This window comes from Pseudomonas sp. P7759 (genome assembly GCF_013386445.1).
In the GTDB taxonomy this organism is placed as follows: Bacteria; Pseudomonadota; Gammaproteobacteria; order Pseudomonadales; family Pseudomonadaceae; genus Aquipseudomonas; species Aquipseudomonas azotoformans_A.
Genome location: NZ_JACART010000007.1, coordinates 18,781 through 36,819 on the forward strand (window position 1 = coordinate 18,781; position 18,039 = coordinate 36,819).

The 18,039-nt window shown below is 56.8% G+C and carries 20 protein-coding genes and 1 pseudogene; 9 read left to right on the plus strand and 12 right to left on the minus strand.

The window, feature by feature from the left end; genetic code table 11:
- Positions 1-2: 2 nt before the first annotated feature.
- From HX823_RS08760 to sctU, 9 genes and pseudogenes are all read left to right on the plus strand, one after another.
- On the plus strand, positions 3-902 hold the full coding sequence (locus tag HX823_RS08760; protein ID WP_177074667.1) for an FHA domain-containing protein: 900 nt from the start codon (positions 3-5) through the stop codon (positions 900-902).
- A complete protein-coding gene (locus HX823_RS08765; protein ID WP_038842794.1) occupies positions 899-2,257 on the plus strand; it encodes a FliI/YscN family ATPase in 1,359 nt (452 codons plus the stop codon). The genes HX823_RS08760 and HX823_RS08765 overlap by 4 nt, the downstream gene beginning before the upstream one ends.
- On the plus strand, positions 2,244-2,672 hold the full coding sequence (locus tag HX823_RS08770) for a YscO family type III secretion system apparatus protein (protein WP_038842797.1): 429 nt from the start codon (positions 2,244-2,246) through the stop codon (positions 2,670-2,672). The genes HX823_RS08765 and HX823_RS08770 overlap by 14 nt, the downstream gene beginning before the upstream one ends.
- Positions 2,669-3,127, plus strand: a complete 459-nt coding sequence (locus tag HX823_RS08775; protein ID WP_177074668.1) for a type III secretion system HrpP C-terminal domain-containing protein — start codon at positions 2,669-2,671, stop codon at positions 3,125-3,127. The genes HX823_RS08770 and HX823_RS08775 overlap by 4 nt, the downstream gene beginning before the upstream one ends.
- Positions 3,124-4,137: pseudogene (locus tag HX823_RS08780) on the plus strand (FliM/FliN family flagellar motor switch protein). Before HX823_RS08775 ends, HX823_RS08780 begins: the two are co-directional and overlap by 4 nt.
- Positions 4,134-4,787 carry a type III secretion system export apparatus subunit SctR gene (gene sctR / locus HX823_RS08785; RefSeq protein WP_038842806.1) on the plus strand — a complete coding sequence of 218 codons (654 nt, stop codon included), beginning with the start codon at positions 4,134-4,136 and terminating at the stop codon, positions 4,785-4,787. Before HX823_RS08780 ends, sctR begins: the two are co-directional and overlap by 4 nt.
- A gap of 7 nt (positions 4,788-4,794) precedes the next feature.
- Positions 4,795-5,058 carry a type III secretion system export apparatus subunit SctS gene (gene sctS, locus HX823_RS08790; RefSeq protein WP_033896937.1) on the plus strand — a complete coding sequence of 88 codons (264 nt, stop codon included), beginning with the start codon at positions 4,795-4,797 and terminating at the stop codon, positions 5,056-5,058.
- A 10-nt stretch (positions 5,059-5,068) separates the two neighbouring features.
- Positions 5,069-5,857, plus strand: coding sequence for a type III secretion system export apparatus subunit SctT (sctT, locus tag HX823_RS08795; protein WP_177074669.1), 789 nt, complete (start codon positions 5,069-5,071; stop codon positions 5,855-5,857).
- Positions 5,854-6,951, plus strand: coding sequence for a type III secretion system export apparatus subunit SctU (sctU, locus tag HX823_RS08800; RefSeq protein ID WP_177074670.1), 1,098 nt, complete (start codon positions 5,854-5,856; stop codon positions 6,949-6,951). The genes sctT and sctU overlap by 4 nt, the downstream gene beginning before the upstream one ends.
- Here the strand turns inward: sctU and HX823_RS08805 are convergent, their stop codons facing one another.
- From HX823_RS08805 to HX823_RS08860, 12 genes are all read right to left on the minus strand, one after another.
- Positions 6,952-7,305, minus strand: a complete 354-nt coding sequence (locus HX823_RS08805; protein ID WP_256350055.1) for a transcriptional regulator — start codon at positions 7,303-7,305, stop codon at positions 6,952-6,954.
- The gene (hrpT, locus tag HX823_RS08810; RefSeq protein ID WP_177074671.1) at positions 7,302-7,505 is read right to left on the minus strand and encodes an HrpT family type III secretion system protein; all 204 of its coding nucleotides are present in this window, start codon (positions 7,503-7,505) and stop codon (positions 7,302-7,304) included. The genes HX823_RS08805 and hrpT overlap by 4 nt, the downstream gene beginning before the upstream one ends.
- Complete coding sequence (gene sctC / locus HX823_RS08815) at positions 7,502-9,643, minus strand: type III secretion system outer membrane ring subunit SctC (protein WP_177074672.1); 2,142 nt, start codon at positions 9,641-9,643, stop codon at positions 7,502-7,504. The genes hrpT and sctC overlap by 4 nt, the downstream gene beginning before the upstream one ends.
- A gap of 408 nt (positions 9,644-10,051) precedes the next feature.
- Positions 10,052-10,399 carry a hypothetical protein gene (locus HX823_RS08820; RefSeq protein ID WP_177074673.1) on the minus strand — a complete coding sequence of 116 codons (348 nt, stop codon included), beginning with the start codon at positions 10,397-10,399 and terminating at the stop codon, positions 10,052-10,054.
- Positions 10,396-10,965, minus strand: coding sequence for a type III secretion system stator protein SctL (gene sctL, locus HX823_RS08825; protein WP_177074674.1), 570 nt, complete (start codon positions 10,963-10,965; stop codon positions 10,396-10,398). Before sctL ends, HX823_RS08820 begins: the two co-directional genes overlap by 4 nt.
- The gene (locus tag HX823_RS08830) at positions 10,965-11,405 is read right to left on the minus strand and encodes a type III secretion protein (RefSeq protein WP_256350056.1); all 441 of its coding nucleotides are present in this window, start codon (positions 11,403-11,405) and stop codon (positions 10,965-10,967) included. The genes sctL and HX823_RS08830 overlap by 1 nt, the downstream gene beginning before the upstream one ends.
- A gap of 140 nt (positions 11,406-11,545) precedes the next feature.
- Positions 11,546-12,328, minus strand: coding sequence for a type III secretion system inner membrane ring lipoprotein SctJ (gene sctJ / locus HX823_RS08835; protein ID WP_177074676.1), 783 nt, complete (start codon positions 12,326-12,328; stop codon positions 11,546-11,548).
- Between the two features lie 954 nt (positions 12,329-13,282).
- On the minus strand, positions 13,283-14,206 hold the full coding sequence (locus HX823_RS08840) for a sigma 54-interacting transcriptional regulator (RefSeq protein WP_177074677.1): 924 nt from the start codon (positions 14,204-14,206) through the stop codon (positions 13,283-13,285).
- Between the two features lie 280 nt (positions 14,207-14,486).
- Positions 14,487-15,587: a redox-regulated ATPase YchF gene (ychF, locus tag HX823_RS08845; RefSeq protein WP_033896952.1), complete on the minus strand. Its 1,101-nt coding sequence runs from the start codon at positions 15,585-15,587 to the stop codon at positions 14,487-14,489.
- Positions 15,588-15,608: 21 nt separating this feature from the next.
- The gene (gene pth / locus HX823_RS08850) at positions 15,609-16,193 is read right to left on the minus strand and encodes an aminoacyl-tRNA hydrolase (protein ID WP_010213318.1); all 585 of its coding nucleotides are present in this window, start codon (positions 16,191-16,193) and stop codon (positions 15,609-15,611) included.
- Between the two features lie 168 nt (positions 16,194-16,361).
- The gene (locus HX823_RS08855) at positions 16,362-16,958 is read right to left on the minus strand and encodes a 50S ribosomal protein L25/general stress protein Ctc (RefSeq protein WP_038842836.1); all 597 of its coding nucleotides are present in this window, start codon (positions 16,956-16,958) and stop codon (positions 16,362-16,364) included.
- A 137-nt stretch (positions 16,959-17,095) separates the two neighbouring features.
- A complete protein-coding gene (locus HX823_RS08860; RefSeq protein ID WP_003171603.1) occupies positions 17,096-18,037 on the minus strand; it encodes a ribose-phosphate pyrophosphokinase in 942 nt (313 codons plus the stop codon).
- Between the last annotated feature and the right edge of the window lie 2 nt (positions 18,038-18,039).

The window sequence follows — 18,039 nt, forward strand, 5'->3', positions numbered from 1 at the left end:
TGATGTTCGAATTGCGAGTGCTTGATGGGCGGCATCAGGGGGCTGCGCTGCCCTTGTTCGGAGAGCAGTGGAGCATCGGTGCCCACGCCGATGCTGACCTGGTGCTGAGCGATCCAGGCATCGCCGAGCAGCATGCCCGGCTGCGACTCATCGACTCGAACTGGTCGGTGCAGGCTGAGGCCGGGTTGTTGCAGGATGCAGAGGGTCAGGTGCTGGCGCAGATTGCGCATCTGGCGCTGAACGCCACGTTTCTAGTGGGCAACGTACGGTTGTGCGTCACGTTGGCCGATGAGCCCTGGCCCCAGGCTGCAGCCTCTGCACCGGAGGTGTCGCCACGGGTCAGTGAGCCGGTGCCGGTGCTTAAGTTATCGGCCATTTCGCACGCTCAGCAGAAGCGTCTGATTACGCTGGTGCTGGTGGTGACGGTGATCTTCATCGTGGTCGGCATGGCGTCCACCGGGAAACCTGAGGCCCAGGCCTCCCTGATGCCGCCTGTGGAGCGAAAACACGAGCTGGCATCACCGTTTGAGGTACGCCAGCAGTTGTTGAAGATGCTCAGCGAGCGTGAACTAAACCAGCGAGTCAGCTTGCAAGTGATCAATGGGCAGGTTGCGCTCAGTGGGGATGTTTCACAGGACGACGTGGATCTGGTGGCGCGCATGCTCAGCCGTTTTGGCGAGCAGTTCGACAGCGCCGTGCCGGTGATCAGCCGTGTGCGCGCACGCGATGGGACGTTGCCGTTCAAGATTGTGCAGATCGTGGGCGGGCCCAATGGTCACGTGGTTCTGGAGGAGGGTAGCCGCCTGTTTGTCGGGGATGAGGTCGACGGCCTGCGCCTGGTGCTGATCGACAACAGCAAGGTGGTGTTCGACGGCGTACAGCGCTACGAGGTGCGCTGGTGAGTGCGCAACTGCAAGCACGCCTGGAAGCCTGGCAGCAACGCCAGATCCAATCGCTGGCCACCTTCGCACCGGTGACCATGCGGGGGCGCATCCAGCGCGTCAATGGCATGTTGTTGCAGTGTCGGCTGCCTCAAGCGCGTATCGGTGATCTGTGTCGGGTCGAGAAAAAGCAGGGTGACTACATGCTGGCCGAGATCATCGGTTTCGATCAGCAGGACGCGGTGCTCAGCGCCCTGGGTAATCTGGAAGGCGTGCAGGTGGGCGCCGGCGTGGAGCGTCTTGGGGTCTCGCATCGCGTGCAGGTCAGCGAGGCTTTGCTGGGCCAGGTGCTGGACGGCTTCGGGCGACCGATTACGGGAGAAGGCCCGAGTGCGTTTGTCGAGGCTGACTCGCCGGACTCCAGCGCCGTGTTGTGTGAGGCGCCGTTGCCGACTGATCGACCGCGTATCAACCGCGCCTTGGCCACCGGCGTGCGTTCGATCGATGGCTTGTTGACGCTAGGCGAAGGCCAGCGCGTGGGCCTGTTCGCCGGGGCCGGTTGCGGCAAGACCACCCTGTTGGCCGAGATCGCTCGTAACGTGGAGTGCGACGTCATTGTGTTCGGCCTGATCGGCGAGCGGGGTCGGGAACTGCGTGAATTCCTCGATCATGAACTCGATGAGCAACTGCGTTCCAAGGCCGTACTGGTTTGCGCCACGTCCGACCGTTCCAGCATGGAGCGAGCGCGTGCAGCCTTTACGGCTACGGCATTGGCTGAAGGTTTTCGGCGTGAGGGCAAGCGAGTGCTGCTGCTGATCGACTCCCTCACCCGATTCGCCAGGGCCCAACGCGAGATCGGCCTGGCTGCCGGCGAACCCCTCGGGCGCGGCGGCCTGCCTCCTTCTGTGTACAGCCTGCTGCCGCGCCTTGTAGAGCGCGCCGGGTTGACCCGTGAGGGGGTGATCACGGCGATCTACACCGTGTTGATCGAGCAGGACTCCATGAACGATCCGGTGGCCGATGAAGTGCGCTCGTTGCTCGACGGCCACATCGTGTTGTCTCGCAAGTTGGCGGAACGTGGGCACTATCCCGCCGTGGATGTGCTGGCGAGCCTCTCGCGGATCCTGAGCAACGTCGCCGAGCCTGTGGATATCCAGGCGGGCACGGCGTTGCGACGCTTGTTGTCGGCCTATCAGCAGATCGAACTGATGCTCAAGCTGGGGGAATACCAGCCCGGCAGCGATGCCTTGACCGACCTGGCGGTGGACAGTCGCCAGGCGGTGGACAATTTCCTGCGTCAGGACTTGCGCGAGCCTGCGCCGATGGCAACGACGCTTGAGCAACTCAAGGAGCTGACGGCCTATGTCCCATTCTGATGGGCTGCTCGGCGAAGTCGAGACGCTGCGCCGTCTGCGCCGGCACCGGGCAGACCGGGCTGAGCGTGCCTTGCGTGAGGCGAAGCGGGCCCAGCAGGCCCTGCTTGCCAATATCCGCCAGGCCGAGGATGCACTTGAGCAGATCCGGCGTGATGAGGCTGAACGAAGCGCCCAGTTGCTCAGTGAGCACCAGGGTCAGGTATTGAACCTGCAGGCGCTGAAGTCCTGGGGCGCGCAGGAACGTTCCTTATCGGCCAATACCCGTCGGGGCATGGGGCAATTGGAAGCCTTGCAGGGCCAGCAGGAAGAACGACAGACCTGCGTCGGCAGAGCCCAAAAGCAGGTCACCGCCTGCCTGCGGCAGGTGGAAAAACTTCAGGAGTTATCTCTTTTACTGGCGCAGGAGCCGACATGACCCAGGTTTCAGATAAACCCTCTGAGCGTCCACGCCCACGTGAAACGCGAGAAGAACGAGAGCCCGCTATAGCGGGCGTCCTGCCTGCGGAGCTGACACGATTGTTTTCCCGGTTGTGGGCGGGTGAGGGGGACGGTTCTGGTGCCGGGACTCAGCTGTCGGGAATCAAGACGTCGGGCGCTGCGGCCATGATCGAGGCGCTGGCCGAGCAACTGGTACCTCGCCTGCAGGCCGCGTCGCAGTGGCCGCTGCAGGCGGTGTTGTACTTGCCCCGTCTGGGGCGAATCAACGCCAGTGTGCGCCGTGAACAGAGCGCCTGGAGTATCGACCTGGATGCACAAGATGATGCGACGGCGCGCTGGCTGAACGGCGTGCGACAACAGGTTGAGGACCGCTTTACACAATCGTTGGGGCAAACGGTCAGCCTGTCGCTTCCCTCTGTCGGGGCTGCATGATGATTCCGGCAGTGCCGCTGCCTCGGGTCAGTGGTGACGTGGTTGCCGCACGCCGTCGTCTCGGGCGCGGCTTGCGCTTGCCCTTCGACGTCGCGGGGCAGCGTGGTGAGTTATGGCTCGAACCGGGTCGTGCGCCCACTGCGGGCCAGTCATTGTGCTTCGAAACGGCACGCGGGGTGCTGGCGCTGGCCGAGGCTGGCCCCTTGCTCAGTCTGCTGGGCGAATGCCCGGTGACCTTGGCCAAGACGGGCAACGATCCGGATTCCTGGTTCTGGGCGTTGTTCCAGCATCATCTGAGCCCGCAGGTGCAAGCACTGCTGGGCCATGTGCGACTGCTGGAGGTCGAGCGCCCAAAGGGGTTTGGTTGTCGACTCAGCGTGACGCTGGGGGCCTCCCGTGCATTGGGCTACCTGTGGCTGACGGCCGAGACCTTCCTCGCGTTGTGTGATGCCGGGGCGTGGCGCAGCAATGCCGCGCCGTTGCCCGCATCGTTTCAACTGGCAATTGCCGTGACGCTTGGACGCCTGCAATTACCGATTGCACAGGTACGTGGCCTGCGGGCTGGGGATGTGCTGATACCGGAACAGAATTTCTTCTAGGCCCAGGGCGCTGGCCACGTACAGGTTGGCAAGCAGCGACTGCATGGGCGTATTGACGATGACGCAGGCGCGTTGTGTCTGACACTGACTTCGATTGAGGGCACCTCCATGGATGAAGAATTTATCGCTCCCCACTACTCGGGGTATGACGAAGATGAACCCGTTGTGGACGTATTCGGCCATGAGCCCTTCGACGAGTTGAGCATGGCGTTGAACATACGCTGCGGAACACTGAACCTCACCTTGGGCGAGTTGCGCAGCCTCGCCCCTGGTGCCGTACTGGGTGTCGCCGGTTATGCGCCCGGCATGGCGGGTCTCTATTACGGCGACCGGCCGATCGGCTTGGGGCAGTTGGTGGAAATCGACGGGCGCCTTGGCCTGCAGTTGTCCCGCGTGATGTTCGGCGGATGATCCTTCAAGGGCTGGATCCCTTAGTTCTCGCGGTCTTCCTGGCGGCATTTTCATTGATGCCCATGCTGTTGATCGTCTGCACCGCGTTCCTGAAAATTGTGATTGTGCTGATGATCACCCGCAACGCCATCGGTGTGCAGCAGGTGCCGCCCAGCATGGCCATCAATGGCATCGCACTGGCGGCCACGCTATTCATCATGGCCCCGGTGGGGTATGAAATCGCCGAGCACGTCAAAGCCTCGCCTGTGGACTTGAGCAACGTGCAAATGCTTCTGCAGACAGGCAGTGAGGCGATCAAACCGCTACGTGCCTTCATGCTGCGCAACATCGACCCGGATGTGCTGACGCACCTGTTGGAGAATTCCAAGCGCTTGTGGCCTGCGCAGATGGCCGAGCAGGTGCAGCGCGAAGACTTGATCCTGGTGATCCCGGCCTTCGTATTGTCGCAGCTGCAGGCGGGGTTCGAGATCGGCTTTCTGATCTATATCCCCTTCATCGTGATCGACCTGATTGTCTCCAACCTGCTCCTGTCGCTGGGCATGCAAATGGTCTCGCCGATGACTATTTCCCTGCCGCTGAAATTGCTGTTGTTCGTGATGGTGTCCGGCTGGTCCCGGTTGCTCGACAGTCTGTTCCTCTCCTACCTCTGAGTGCCGTATGGAACCTATCGTGCTGTTCAAGCAGGGCATGTTGCTGGTGGTGGTGCTGTCGGCGCCGCCGTTGATCGTGGCGGTGGTGGTGGGGGTGTTGACGTCTCTCGTGCAGGCATTGATGCAGGTACAGGACCAGACATTGCCCTTCGGTATCAAGTTGGTGGCCGTGGGGATCACGCTGATCATGACTGGCCGCTGGATTGGCGTGGAGTTGATCCAGTTGATCAACCTGACGTTCGAAATGATCGGCCGTTCGGCCCTGAACTGAGGCCCAGCCCATGCTGCTCTATCTCGAATACCTGCCCAGCCTGGTGATCGGCATGGCGCGTATCTATCCGTGCGGCATCCTGGTGGCGGCGTTCTGTTTTCAACACATCCGAGGCATGCCGCGGCACACCCTGGTGATGGTCATGGCGTTGATGCCCGCACCGGGTATTCATGCTGCATTGGCCGGCCAGGATTACTCCGCAATCATGCTGGCTGCGTTGGTACTCAAGGAGGTGGCCCTGGGGGTTTTACTGGGGGTGCTTCTGGCGATGCCGTTCTGGATGTTCGAGTCAGTGGGGGCGCTGCTGGATAACCAGCGGGGTGCCTTGGCGGGTGGGCAACTCAACCCTTCGCTGGGGCCGGATGCAACGCCGATCGGACATATGTTCAAGCAACTGGCGATTTTCCTGCTGATGACCAGTCTCGGCTTGGGCACGCTGACCCAGGTGATCTGGGACAGTTACCTGATCTGGCCGCCCACCCTATGGTTTCCGCTGCCTGCGGTGAATGGCTTTGATGTGTTTATCGGCCTGCTGGGGGATACGTTCAGCCACATGATGCTCTATGCCGCCCCCTTTATTGCGGTGTTGCTGTTGCTGGAGTTCGGCATCGCACTGTTGGGGGTCTACAGCCAGCAGTTACAGGTGAGTACCCTGGCGCCACCGGTCAAGAGCCTGGCGGGCATTGGCATCCTGTTGTTGTACTTTGCGTTGCTGCAGGATCTGATCGTCGGGCGTATAAGCCTGCTGGGCGACCTTAAACATTCATTGGGCGTTTTGCTCAAGGTCGCAGTGCCATGAGTGACTCAGGCGAAAAAAAGCACCCGGCGTCCGCCAAGAAACTGCGTGACCAACGCAAGAAAGGCCAGGTCGCCCAGAGCCAGGATGTCGCAAAACTGCTGGCGCTGACGGCGATCAGTGAAATTGCCTTGGCCACCGCTGAGACCAGCCTGCAACGCTTCCAGCAATTGATGCTGTTGCCGATGTCACGGCTGAACCAGCCCTTCGCGCGTGCGCTGGAAGAGGTGTTGTTCGACGGGCTGGGGGTGTTCTTCTCCTTCGCCCTGTTGATGGCCGGCGTTGCGATTGCCACAAAGCTGATCAGCAGTTGGATGCAGTTCGGACTGCTGTTCGCGCCGGAGGCCCTGAAGATGGATTTCAATCGCCTCAACCCCGTCAGTCAGGTCAAGCAGATGTTCTCTGCCCAGCAGTTGATGAACCTGCTGATGAGCGTGGCGAAAGCCTTCCTTATCAGTTTGATTCTGTATGTGGTGATCTGGCCCGCAGTGGGCACGCTGATCAACCTGGCCACCAGTGACCTGCAAAGCTACATCGTGGCGTTGATCGCACTGTTCCGTCATCTGCTGCACGTGTGCCTGGGCATGCTGCTGGTGCTGGCGCTTGTCGACATGATCCTGTCCAAGCACTTTTTTGCCAAGCGCATGCGCATGACCCAAGTGGAGGTCGTCAAAGAGTACAAGGACATGGAGGGCGACCCCCATGTGAAAGGGCAACGCCGTTCGTTGGCGTACCAGTTGGCTCAGGAAGAACCGAAGGTCAAGCTGCCCAAGCTGGAGGAGTCCGACATGCTGGTGGTCAACCCGACGCACTTTGCCGTCGCGCTGTATTACCGTCCGGGTAAGACACCACTGCCGATGTTGGTAAGCAAAGGGACGGATGATGAAGCCCGCACATTGATTCGCCGCGCCAAGGCGGCCGACGTGCCGGTGATCCAGTGTGTCTGGCTGGCGCGCACGCTCTACACAAAAAAACTGGGCGCTGGTATCCCTCGCGAAACCTTGCAGGCCGTGGCGCTGATTTACCGAACCCTGCGTGAGCTCGATGATGAGGCCAAGCGCGAAACCCTGGAACTTCCCGAGCTTGAGCGACGCTGATCACGTGTCCAAGGCTTGCAGGGTGGCCAGCGACAGCATCCGGCTGAGGATCCTGTCGAGCGTGCTGGTGCTTGCCGGCAGTGCATGCCAGATCACCAGGGCATGCTGAGGGTCGAGGTAGATAAAGCAGCCATCGAACGCCACCGCCTGCTCAAAGCGTCGCTCCAGCACCCGTTGCAATTGCCCGGCCTGCAAAGCCTCACGCGCGATGCACAAGGCCAACCCTGGTCGCTGGCCGGCGCGCTGTGCGCAGACCTTGATACCGGGCGCCAGGGGCAGGTGAGCGGCTGCGCCACTCACCAGGTTGTCGAAAAATACCTGCCGTGGGTCGTCGGGCATTTTCGGGGGGCTCATCGTTCCAGTGATACCGTTTGGTAATCTGCCCGCTCACCGGAGGGGGCGGGCTCGACGCGCATCTGCGGCGGCCACCAGATCACCATTTTGTCTTTGCTCGATTGCGGGCGTGAGCATGAATCACCTTTGCACGTCGGCGTACAGCCGGTGAAGAGCATCGCCGCGCCCATCAAGGTGACGCACAACAGTCGGTTCATCATGGTGTGGCCTTCTGAGCAGGAGTGATCATGGAGGGGCGGGGCACACTGAGGTGTTCATCCTTCACCACCGGGCGCATGGCGATAAAAACCTCGGCTTCTTCACCGGGCTTGAGCCAGGCACGCGGCCACACGGTGACCGCCAGGGTCTGCGAGTTGCTGCATTCCTTTTCATCGATACGCACATTACGTTTGAACTGGTTGCGCAACACCACAACCGCCACGTTGTATTCCGGGCCGGCATACCACTGGCTGCGTTCGGTATTGAGCGCCAGCAAATCACGGGTGCTGCACAAGGTGTTCAGCGCCAGAGGCATTGGTGCCGCACTGAAAGCCTTGGGGACTTCCCCGCTGACCAAGCGCGCCAGCGTGGTGATGATGTCACTGCGTTTGATCACCGGCTGATGCGGTGAATAACGCCTGGCCAGCGGTGTGAGGGCCGCTTGCAACTCGGCCTGGTCGTCTTGTGGCAAGTAGCGCGATGGGTCGTCCTGGTCCCCGATGACGCGGGGGGTAAGGATAAACAAGCGTTCACGTCGATTGTTGTGGCGTTCTGTCGAGGAAAACAGCGCCTTGCCCAGCAATGGAATATCCCCCAGCAACGGGATCTTCTTTTGCTGGTCGGAACTGTCGGTGACATGGAAGCCACCCACTACCAGCGAACGCTTCTCCTGCATCACAGCCTGCGTGCTGACCTTGCCCCGTCGAACATCGGGGTGATTGGGGTCTCGCTCGGGATTGGTTTCGTCGAAATTACCGTCTTCGATATCGATGGCCAAATGGATCTGGTGAACCCCTCGGCCCGTCGTTACCCGGGGAACCACTTGGAGGCTGGTGCCCACCGTGACGGGTAAAACGGTTGCGTAATCTCTACCGGGGGTGATGTATTGGGTGCGGTTGAAGTCGATCACCGCCGGTTGGTTTTCCAGGGTGAGCACCGAAGGGTTGGAGACCATGGTTGCCAGCCCCTTGGCCTCCAGCGCGCGGATATCGGCGTAGAAACGATCACGGTTTTCAATCGATACCTGCGACGAGGTGCCAGGCGCCATGTTGACGCCGCCGCGGAAGCGGCTGTTCTGGAAACCCCAGTTCACGCCGAATTCACGCAATTGCGTACGTTCGATATCAAGAATGATCGCATCGATTTCGATCAGTTTGCGGGCGACGTCAAGTTGGGTGATCAACTCGCGGTACATGGCCTGGCGTTCCGGCAGGTCATAGATCAGCACGGCGTTATTGCGCACGTCGGCTTCGACGCGGATGCGGCTGTTGGATGTCGGTGCCCGCGTGGTCATTGTGGGTCCGGCGTTCAACTGCCCTGTGTTGCCATTTGCACCGAGCATTTGGCCCAGCAACGGGTTGCCCAGCCGAGGCACGTTGGGGGTTAGAGGGGATGGCTGGGATGAGGCGGGTTGGCTCATCCCCGAAAGCGTTGAGGCCGAACGGGGTTCCAAGAGTCCCCGCAAAATGCTCGCGACGCCGGGAACGACGAGTTTTTCACCTCGGTAATCCACGGTGCGGTCTGCCGCGTTGGCAAATTTAAGCGGGTAGCTGAGCACGCTCTGCTTTTCGTCCGCCGAGCGGCGTTTGCTGCTGAACTGCTTGATCTGTTCGATGTAGGTTTTGGGGCCGGAAACCAATACGACACCGTCTTCGGGCAATTCGCCCCAGCCGAAACGGCTATCAAGCAGGCCGATATCGGTCAGCGCTTGCTTGAGGTCGGAAATAGTTTCCGAGGAGACTTCCAGGCGCGCGGATTCCTGCTGGTCCAGCGTGCTGATGAATAGGGTGTTGTTGTAGAGATACCACTGAAAACGGTGTTCAACCCCGAGTCTATCCAGCATGGACTGTGGGGTATTCGCGCGGATCTTGCCGTTGACGTCCCCCTCCAGCAGGCCTTCGATTTGCAGTTGTGTGCCAAAGGTTTGGGCAAAATCGTCGAGTACGTCCCGTAGCGGTTTGTGCTCGGCCTCGTAGGCGTAGGCGGTGTTTTTCCACTCGGCGGGGATGGCGGCCAGCGCACTCTCGAAAGGACTCAGCAACAAAGGTATTGCAATTAAACAAATCCAGCGGGCTCGTTTTGACGCGTTACCAGGAAAATATTTTTGCAAGTACTTCTGCTTGAGAGGGGGCGTATGCATTTAGAGTTCTCTGGTTAGTGCGTCATTGGTCGTAGCGATGTAGGTGTGACTCTCCCGCGGGGGCGGGAGAGGCGTACGTATAAGGCCCGCCATGAGTCGCGTTGGTTGAGCAGGGCTTCAAGAGCATCGAGCAAGGTATCTTCGTCTTGATCTGCATGCAGGCATTGGATCAGCCAGAGCTCGCCACTGGATGGGGCCTGAGCGAGTGCACCTCGGAAGTGATTTAGGCTCGCGCCTCCCAACTGCATCCATGCTTGCAGTTGTGATTTATCAGGAGGGAACTGTGTCAGTTGGACGCTCAATTGCAGAAAGCCAGGGAAACGTTGCCCGATTATTTCGTATTCGCTTTCGAGCAGCCTAATCTGTTCTGCGCGGGTGTTTAACCAGTCAATAAGGAATTTCTTCAATTTACTGAAAACTATCAAACGTCGTTTTATACATCATGTGGGTAGCACGCCCATGTTCATGCTGTGCGAGCTGAGTGTAAAAAGTATCTCGCGATAACTTTCCAAATAGCGTTGAAAGCTCTTGCAAATCTTCAGGGTTTTCGGCTGCTTCATCCATGGCGCGTTCGAATTGTTTTCTGATAACGCTTCGGTTGTTTGAGAGTTGAGGGGCCAGCTTAAAAAAGTCCATAAGGTTACCTGCTGTGTTTTTCTGCTGTTGGTTGTGGCGCTTTTTAGATAATTCGTTCCTATTTTTAATGTGTTTGCGATAAATCTGACATGAGGCCGCGTTTGCGCTTGCACCTTTCAAGGGGGTACAAGAGAGTCGAGCATTGAACTCCAACTGATACGGAGGTCCCCCTCGTCCGTTTTGAGCACAAGCATTTGATACGCTACCGTGTCGTCAGGCTGAAGTTTCCATGGTGAGGGGGCTTGTTGATTCAGATACCGTCTCACTGTCTCTATTTCATGTGGGTGGCAGTGCAGTACAGCATTGACCTCTGGAACCTGAAACGCCACAAGATGCTTAACTAGTGCGGCGAGACGCTTCGGTTCTATCGTGTCGTCCAGCAGCTTGTGAATGGCTTGGTTGACGACCGAGGTGGCGTACTGCTCTAGGTTATCGCACATTTTCTGGCGGTCACTCTCCCAGCGCTTGAACTGGGCTTCAACGCGTTGCCATATTTTGAACGCCTCCCTCTCCAACATTGCGTTGCGTTCTTCATTGGCGTTGGCCAACAAGTTGTCGGCTTGAGCCCTCGCGCGATCTAGCAATTGGTTAACTTGAAAGTAGTCTGTGAGCGTATGTCGCGAGACAAGTGTTTGTGGTGGTCCGGGATTATCCTTGCACACTTCAATTTTTCGCCGACAGATCATCAGTAGCCTCCCTGGACGTTCGAGTCATAATCCGTGGTGTCGTTCTCTAGGCTCGTAGCGCGCCAAATGAACGCCTGCCAGAGTGTGTCAAATCGGCTGCATCTTTTTTCAAGTAAGATCTTTTTTTCTGCCTCAACCACGCGCTCATAGGGGAAGCGTAATCGCAGGCGATGCCATATGGCGGAATCAACCCAGTTACGTAGCATATGCAACGGGTCGTGGCTGGTTACCAGCATGTCCGTGGGAATTGCCCTGGAAAGGCGCATGCACCAAAGTCGGTGATCTTCGTTCAATGAAGTGCCTTGCGCTGGGTTGAAGGTACCGTGAATCAGCGAGAGTGCTAGATCGAGTTGTTGGTGCGGCGCAAGAGCCAGTCGAATTAAGGTGGGGGTAGGTGCAAGCGGTAAGCAGGGAGCAATGTCCGCAGTGTTGATGTTCAACCTTACTCCATTACGGTAGAGTGAATCGAGAGCCGCGTATTTATCCACGGATTTCCAGTCTTCATGGGCGGATTTCCACGGGGATGCCCACCATATTGCCCAAGATAACTTCTCTTTTATTGATAGATCGTCGTCGGCCATCATGAGCCGGATTGCACAAGAGAGTGTATCGTTGAAGAGGCTTGCCGCCGATGGCGCAAGAAAAGAAAGCCAATCGCCGTCAGCACCAAGCAAACTAGCGAAACTGTTACACCGGCCCGCCAGAACCCTATGTCATTTTCGGGAACCAGAAACGGGCCGAAATATGCCATGCGTTGGTGTTCCTGATAAGCTGTCGCGGGTACAAATATCACAGTGAGTTTTTGCGGGTTGTCCACGGCTGAAGTCATGCCTGGGAGGCTGCTTGCGACCAGTCTTCGAATACGAGCACGAATGTTATCCGGATCAAGGCGCGCGTCATGTTTTATAAATACTGACGCCGATGCGGGCTGAACCGGTTCTCCTGGAGCAATGCGTTCGGGTAGCACCACATGCACGCGTGCGACTATGACCCCGTCAACGTTAGACAAGGTAGACTCAAGTTCTTGTGACAGGGCATAGATATAACGAGCACGTTCTTCAAGAGGCGTTGAAATGACACCCTCTTTGCGGAACGTATCACCTAGTGTGGTTCTCGTTAACCTGGGTAAGCCCGCCGCTTCGAGCGTACGTACAGCACGTCCCATGTCGTGCTCGCTGACGGCAACCACGACACCATCCTTAGCGACGACTTTTTGGGCTCGAATATTTTTGTCCGCAAGTTCTGCAATAACCTCGTTTGCCTCCTGTTCGGTCAGCTTACTATGAAGTTCTACGCGATCGCCGCAACCGCTTAAAATAATCGTCAGGAGTGCGAGTAGCACAATAGGCAAAGAACGAGTCATGTTGGTCTACTGCAAATTACAAATCTTGTCGATACACTGGGTTGTTTTGCCAAGGCTCTTCACCAGAATTTGTGATTGAAATAATGCGTTGGACAGCTGATTTGGAAACTTTCCGAGCTGTTCATCGCTTCCTTTTTTGCTGATTGCCCTTAACGTTCTTTTGAGTTTATCCGTTGCAACGGTCAGTTCTGAGGATGCGGCTACTAGTAAATTTGGGGTTAGGATGGGTATGTGGGGTGATAGGGGAGAGTTCAAAAGCTCCGATCTGAAAAAAAATACATCCGAATGTGAGCCCAGAGACCGGGAACTTAATTCGTTGGCGGTGATATCATTACGCTTAGCTCGAAGAGCTTCTGTAGTTATCATATAGAACCTAACGTATGAGGGTTAAGGGCCCAAACGACGAAAAGATGGGCAGGAACAGATATTTGGTATTGTGTTTGTTGTTATCTCCCCGACTGATAAGCCGGGGAGATAGCTTTTTAGTTTCGAGCTTGGATGGTAGCTTTGTCGTACGTGTCTTTCTTAGCGTCATTCATATCTTTTGCAGCTTTGAGCTGATCCATTTCTGCACGCTGCTTCTCTCCTTCCATACTACCGGACGCGCCTTGGTAGGCGTTATATCCACTGTATGGCGAGCTACCTGAACCTGGGATCATGGGCTTATCTCCAATTTAAAATGTATTTGTTTCAAATATTCTGGCCAGCATTCAAGTGCCTTATGCACCAGGCTACTTTCTTGTCTGGTCGTTAATTAGGTGGTGTTACCAAATTGATTGGTTCCAGATATTTATAGTTAAATATTTCGAGATATGACGCTACCTATCTATTTTTGGAGCCAGCCACCCCTTTTCTTCGACTTTGCGGGGGCGGTAAGGGATTGTATTGCTCTAGTGCGGACGTGTTTTTGTAGGATGTCACTCATGGCGAGGCATGGTGCATTTGCTCATGGATTTATCTCAGTAAAATATCCAGATACTTCATCCGGTAGTACAGTGTGCGTTTGGCAACACCTAGTTCCGTTGCAACACTATCAACACTATGAGCGTTGCGACGTAGAGATTCCTCGATCATGACTTTTTCAATTTGTTGCATGCGCTCCTTAAGGTTGGACTGGGTGTACGGAAAATCCTCTACGGCCGCGGGTAGAGGAGTTAGGCCCAACACAAAACGCTTAGCGGTAGATCGTAGTTCGCGCACGTTGCCCTGCCAAGAGTGGCATAGCAGTTGCTGGATTAGCTCGCCGGATGGACATGGAGCAGGGCAGTCGAAGCTCTCAGCCTCTTGCCGAATCATGTTCAGGAACAAGGGGACGATGCGTTCGCGTCGATGACGTAGGGGAGGGATATTGATGTGAACAACGTTGAGGCGAAAATACAAATCTCGCCTGAATGCACCGTGCTCGACCATCTCATTCAGTGATTGCTGAGCGGAAGCGATGACGCGCATATCCACAGGGATGAAACGTGTAGATCCTAAGCGTTCAACACCCCTGCACTCCAGCACGCGTAGCAGCTTGGCTTGTAACGAGAGTGGCATGCTGTCAATTTCATCCAGATAGAGCGTGCCTAGATGAGCGGATTCGATAAACCCAGCCCGTGACTGCGCTGCCCCGGTGTAGGCCCCCATATTGACGCCGAATAGCTGGCTTTCGGCAAGGCTTTCAGGAATGGCCGCACAGTTCACGGCGACAAAGTTTCCACGTCGTCCGGATAAATGATGAATCCGAAGGGCCAAAGTGTCTTTACCCGTTCCGGTTTCCCCGAGTAGCAGGACATCAATATTTCTCGTAGCTGTAGCATTGAGTGTGGCTTCAATATCAGGTTCTTCAATGAACGGTATATCTGCTTCATGTTCCTGATGAAAGGAGTCCGACATAGTTGCTGATACCCAGTTTCGTCTCATGGAACTGCATCAAGTGCTATGCAGTAGAACGCAATTTTTCGAATCTGTCATTGTATGCGCAGCGAAAAACAGGGCGGTATGCTGTGGGAAAAGTTGGTTTTGATAGGTGTTAAGTGCTCGCGGCGCGAGGGTTTGGCTAAGTTGCTTTTGTGTGTAGGATAAAACTTAAATTTTAGTGAGGTACGCGTATAAAAATAATAGCCCATAAAAAAAGCCGATGCTGGGCATCGGCTTTAATGTGTTTCGTTATCGGTTAGACGTTAAAACGGAAGTGCATCACATCGCCATCTTTAACAATGTATTCCTTACCTTCCAAACGCCACTTGCCCGCTTCCTTGGCACCGGCTTCACCCTTGAACTGGATGAAGTCGTTGTAGGCGATCACTTCGGCGCGGATAAAGCCTTTTTCGAAGTCGGTGTGGATCACGCCAGCGGCCTGTGGTGCGGTAGCACCGACCTTGACGGTCCAGGCGCGGACTTCTTCGACACCGGCGGTAAAGTAGGTCTGCAGGTGCAGCATTTCATAGCCAGCGCGGATCACACGGTTCAGGCCAGGCTCTTCCAGGCCCAGGGCCTCGAGGAACATGTCTTTTTCTTCGCCGTCATCCAGCTCGGCAATTTCTGCTTCGATCTTGTTGCACACCGGTACCACGATCGCGCCTTCTTCGTCGGCGATGGCCTTGACCACGTCCAGCAGCGGGTTGTTCTCAAAACCGTCTTCAGCGACGTTGGCGATGTACATCACTGGCTTGGTGGTCAGCAGGTGGAAGCCCTTGATCACCGCTTTTTCGTCGGTGCTCATGTTCTTCATCAAGCTGCGCGCAGGCTTGCCTTCGGTGAAGTGAGCGATCAACTGCTCCAGCAGGCCTTTCTGGACGACGGCGTCCTTGTCACCACCCTTGGCGTTGCGTGCGACTTTCTGCAGTTGCTTCTCGCAGCTGTCGAGGTCGGCGAAGATCAGTTCCAGGTCGATGATCTCTATGTCGCGTTTCGGGTCGACGCTGTTGGAGACGTGAATCACGTTCTCGTCTTCAAAGCAGCGGACCACGTGGGCGATGGCATCGGTTTCACGGATGTTGGCCAGGAACTTGTTGCCTAGGCCTTCACCTTTCGAAGCGCCGGCGACTAGGCCAGCGATGTCGACGAATTCCATGGTGGTCGGCAAGATGCGCTTCGGATTGACGATGGCCGCCAATGCCGCCAGGCGCGGGTCTGGCATGGCCACGATACCGCTGTTGGGCTCGATGGTGCAGAAGGGGAAATTCTCCGCTGCAATACCGGACTTGGTCAGAGCATTGAACAGGGTGGATTTGCCGACGTTGGGCAGGCCGACGATGCCGCAATTGAATCCCATGGTGTTTCCCCTCGGTAAGAGTCAGGCCTTCTGGCTGTGCAGGTTTTTCATCGCGCGGTTCCATTCACCGGCGAAGATATCCGGCAGCACGCCGAGGGCAAAGTCGATGCTGGCATCGAGTTTTTCCTGTTCGGCGCGTGGCGCACGACCCAGGACGAAATTTGAAACCATACTGGCAACGCCTGGGTGGCCAATGCCGAGCCGCAGACGGTAGAAATTATTCTGATTGCCCAGCTGCGCGATGATGTCGCGCAGGCCATTGTGCCCGCCATGCCCGCCGCCCAGCTTGAGCTTGGCAACACCGGGTGGCAGGTCCAGTTCGTCATGGGCCACCAGGATCTCTTCGGGTTTGATCCGGAAGAAGCCCGCAAGCGCCGCGACAGCCTGGCCGCTGCGGTTCATGTAGGTGGTGGGAATCAGCAGACGAACATCCTGACCCTGGTGCGAAAAGCGCCCGGTCAGGCCAAAATACTTGCGATCGGCCACAAGGTTCACACCTTGCGCGTGGGCGATGCGCTCAACAAAAAGGGCCCCCGCGTTATGCCGGGTCTGTTCGTATTCGGCGCCTGGATTTCCCAGGCCAACGATCAGTTTAATGGCAGTCACGACAGGGGCCCTTCCTTTGGAGTTGTGGATAACATCGCCGCAACCAAGTGTGCGGCGAAAGTGGACGACAGAAGCTATTTACTCAAGAGTAAACGCCGCGTTATCGCCCGCTTTCTCGCTACGTTCCGGTCCGCGATGTTTCCTCAAGCTCCGGCAATACAGAGTGAATTACTCTGCAGCGCCTTCTTCAGCTTCTGGAGCAACGCGTGGAGCGTGAACGTTGGCAACAGCTTTGTCATCGTTGTGAGCCAGTGCAACGAACTCAACGCCTTTAGGGGCTTTGAGGTCGGACAGGTGAACGATAGCGCCGATTTCCAGAGCCGACAGGTCGACTTCGATGAACTCAGGCAGGTCTTTCGGCAGGCAGGTCACTTCGATTTCGTTCAGGACATGCGAGATCTCGCCGCCTTTCTTGACCGGAGCGTCTTCACCAACAAAGTGCACAGGCACGATGGCGGTCAGTTTCTGGCCAGCTACAACGCGAACGAAGTCAGCGTGCATGATGAACTGCTTGGACGGGTGACGCTGCATCGCTTTAACGATGACGTTTTGCTTTTTGCCGTCAACGTTCAGTTCGATAACGTGGCTGTAGGCAGCTTCGTTTTCGAACAGCTTGGCGATTTCCTTGGCCAGGATGGTCACGGATTCAGCAGCTTTGTCACCACCGTATACAACGGCTGGGATGTTGGCGGCGTGACGCAGGCGGCGGCTCGCACCTTTCCCCAGGTCAGTACGCGCTTGAGCGTTCAGAGTAAAGTCAGTCATTTTGTATCTCCAAAATAGCCATCATCGAGGGGCGTTTGCGACCAGCGCCGTACTCGACATGGGCAAAAAAGCCCCGCCCCAACAGAATGTCGGGGCGGGGCGCTTTTCGTCAGTGGGATGTGCCGAAGGTGTGACCCTTAGCGGAACATCGCGCTGATCGATTCTTCATTGCTGATGCGGCGGACCGCCTCGGCAACGACCGGTGCGATATCCAGTTGACGGATACGCGCACAGGCTTGAGCAGCGGCGGACAACGGGATGGTGTTAGTCACCACCAGTTCGTCCAGCACGGAGTTCTCGATGTTCTCGATCGCTCGGCCCGACAGCACAGGGTGTGTGCAGTAGGCGAAGACTTTAGCCGCACCGTGCTCTTTCAAGGCTTTCGCCGCGTGGCACAGGGTGCCGGCGGTGTCGACCATGTCATCAACCAGAATACAGGTACGCCCTTCGACATCACCGATGATATGCATCACTTCAGAGTGATTGGCTTTCTCACGGCGTTTGTCGATGATCCCGAGGTCCACGCCCAGGGATTTGGCAACAGCCCGTGCACGCACGACGCCACCAATGTCCGGGGACACGATCATCAGGTTTTCAAAGCGCTGGTCTTCGATGTCATCCACCAATACGGGGGAGCCGTAGATGTTATCTACCGGAATATCGAAGAACCCCTGGATTTGGTCAGCGTGCAGGTCAACCGTGAGAACACGGTCGATACCTACCACGGTCAGCATGTCAGCGACGACTTTCGCGCTGATAGCCACACGTGCGGAACGCGGACGGCGATCCTGACGGGCATAACCAAAGTAAGGGATTACAGCTGTGATTCGAGTCGCTGAGGAGCGGCGGAAGGCATCAGCCATCACGACGAGTTCCATCAGGTTATCGTTGGTCGGAGCGCAAGTCGGCTGAATAATGAAGACGTCTTTACCGCGAACGTTTTCATTGATCTCGGCTGTAATTTCGCCGTCGGAAAACTTACCGACAGAGATGTCACCGAGAGGGATATGCAGCTGACGTACGACACGCCGAGCCAGATCGGGGTTAGCATTCCCCGTAAAGACCATCATCTTGGACACGC

Bases quoted from the DNA above. Each gene is read 5' to 3' on its own strand.
- sctC (WP_177074672.1), bottom strand. From the start codon at position 9,643: ATGCATACGCCCCCTCTCAAGCAGAAGTACTTGCAAAAATATTTTCCT.
- hrpT (WP_177074671.1), bottom strand. From the start codon at position 7,505: ATGATGAACCGACTGTTGTGCGTCACCTTGATGGGCGCGGCGATGCTC.
- sctT (WP_177074669.1), top strand. From the start codon at position 5,069: ATGCTGCTCTATCTCGAATACCTGCCCAGCCTGGTGATCGGCATGGCG.
- sctJ (WP_177074676.1), bottom strand. From the start codon at position 12,328: ATGACTCGTTCTTTGCCTATTGTGCTACTCGCACTCCTGACGATTATT.
- sctR (WP_038842806.1), top strand. From the start codon at position 4,134: ATGATCCTTCAAGGGCTGGATCCCTTAGTTCTCGCGGTCTTCCTGGCG.
- sctS (WP_033896937.1), top strand. From the start codon at position 4,795: ATGGAACCTATCGTGCTGTTCAAGCAGGGCATGTTGCTGGTGGTGGTG.
- HX823_RS08805 (WP_256350055.1), bottom strand. From the start codon at position 7,305: ATGAGCCCCCCGAAAATGCCCGACGACCCACGGCAGGTATTTTTCGAC.
- HX823_RS08840 (WP_177074677.1), bottom strand. From the start codon at position 14,206: ATGTCGGACTCCTTTCATCAGGAACATGAAGCAGATATACCGTTCATT.
- HX823_RS08760 (WP_177074667.1), top strand. From the start codon at position 3: ATGTTCGAATTGCGAGTGCTTGATGGGCGGCATCAGGGGGCTGCGCTG.
- sctL (WP_177074674.1), bottom strand. From the start codon at position 10,965: ATGATCTGTCGGCGAAAAATTGAAGTGTGCAAGGATAATCCCGGACCA.
- HX823_RS08775 (WP_177074668.1), top strand. From the start codon at position 2,669: ATGACCCAGGTTTCAGATAAACCCTCTGAGCGTCCACGCCCACGTGAA.
- HX823_RS08770 (WP_038842797.1), top strand. From the start codon at position 2,244: ATGTCCCATTCTGATGGGCTGCTCGGCGAAGTCGAGACGCTGCGCCGT.
- ychF (WP_033896952.1), bottom strand. From the start codon at position 15,587: ATGGGATTCAATTGCGGCATCGTCGGCCTGCCCAACGTCGGCAAATCC.
- HX823_RS08855 (WP_038842836.1), bottom strand. From the start codon at position 16,958: ATGACTGACTTTACTCTGAACGCTCAAGCGCGTACTGACCTGGGGAAA.
- sctU (WP_177074670.1), top strand. From the start codon at position 5,854: ATGAGTGACTCAGGCGAAAAAAAGCACCCGGCGTCCGCCAAGAAACTG.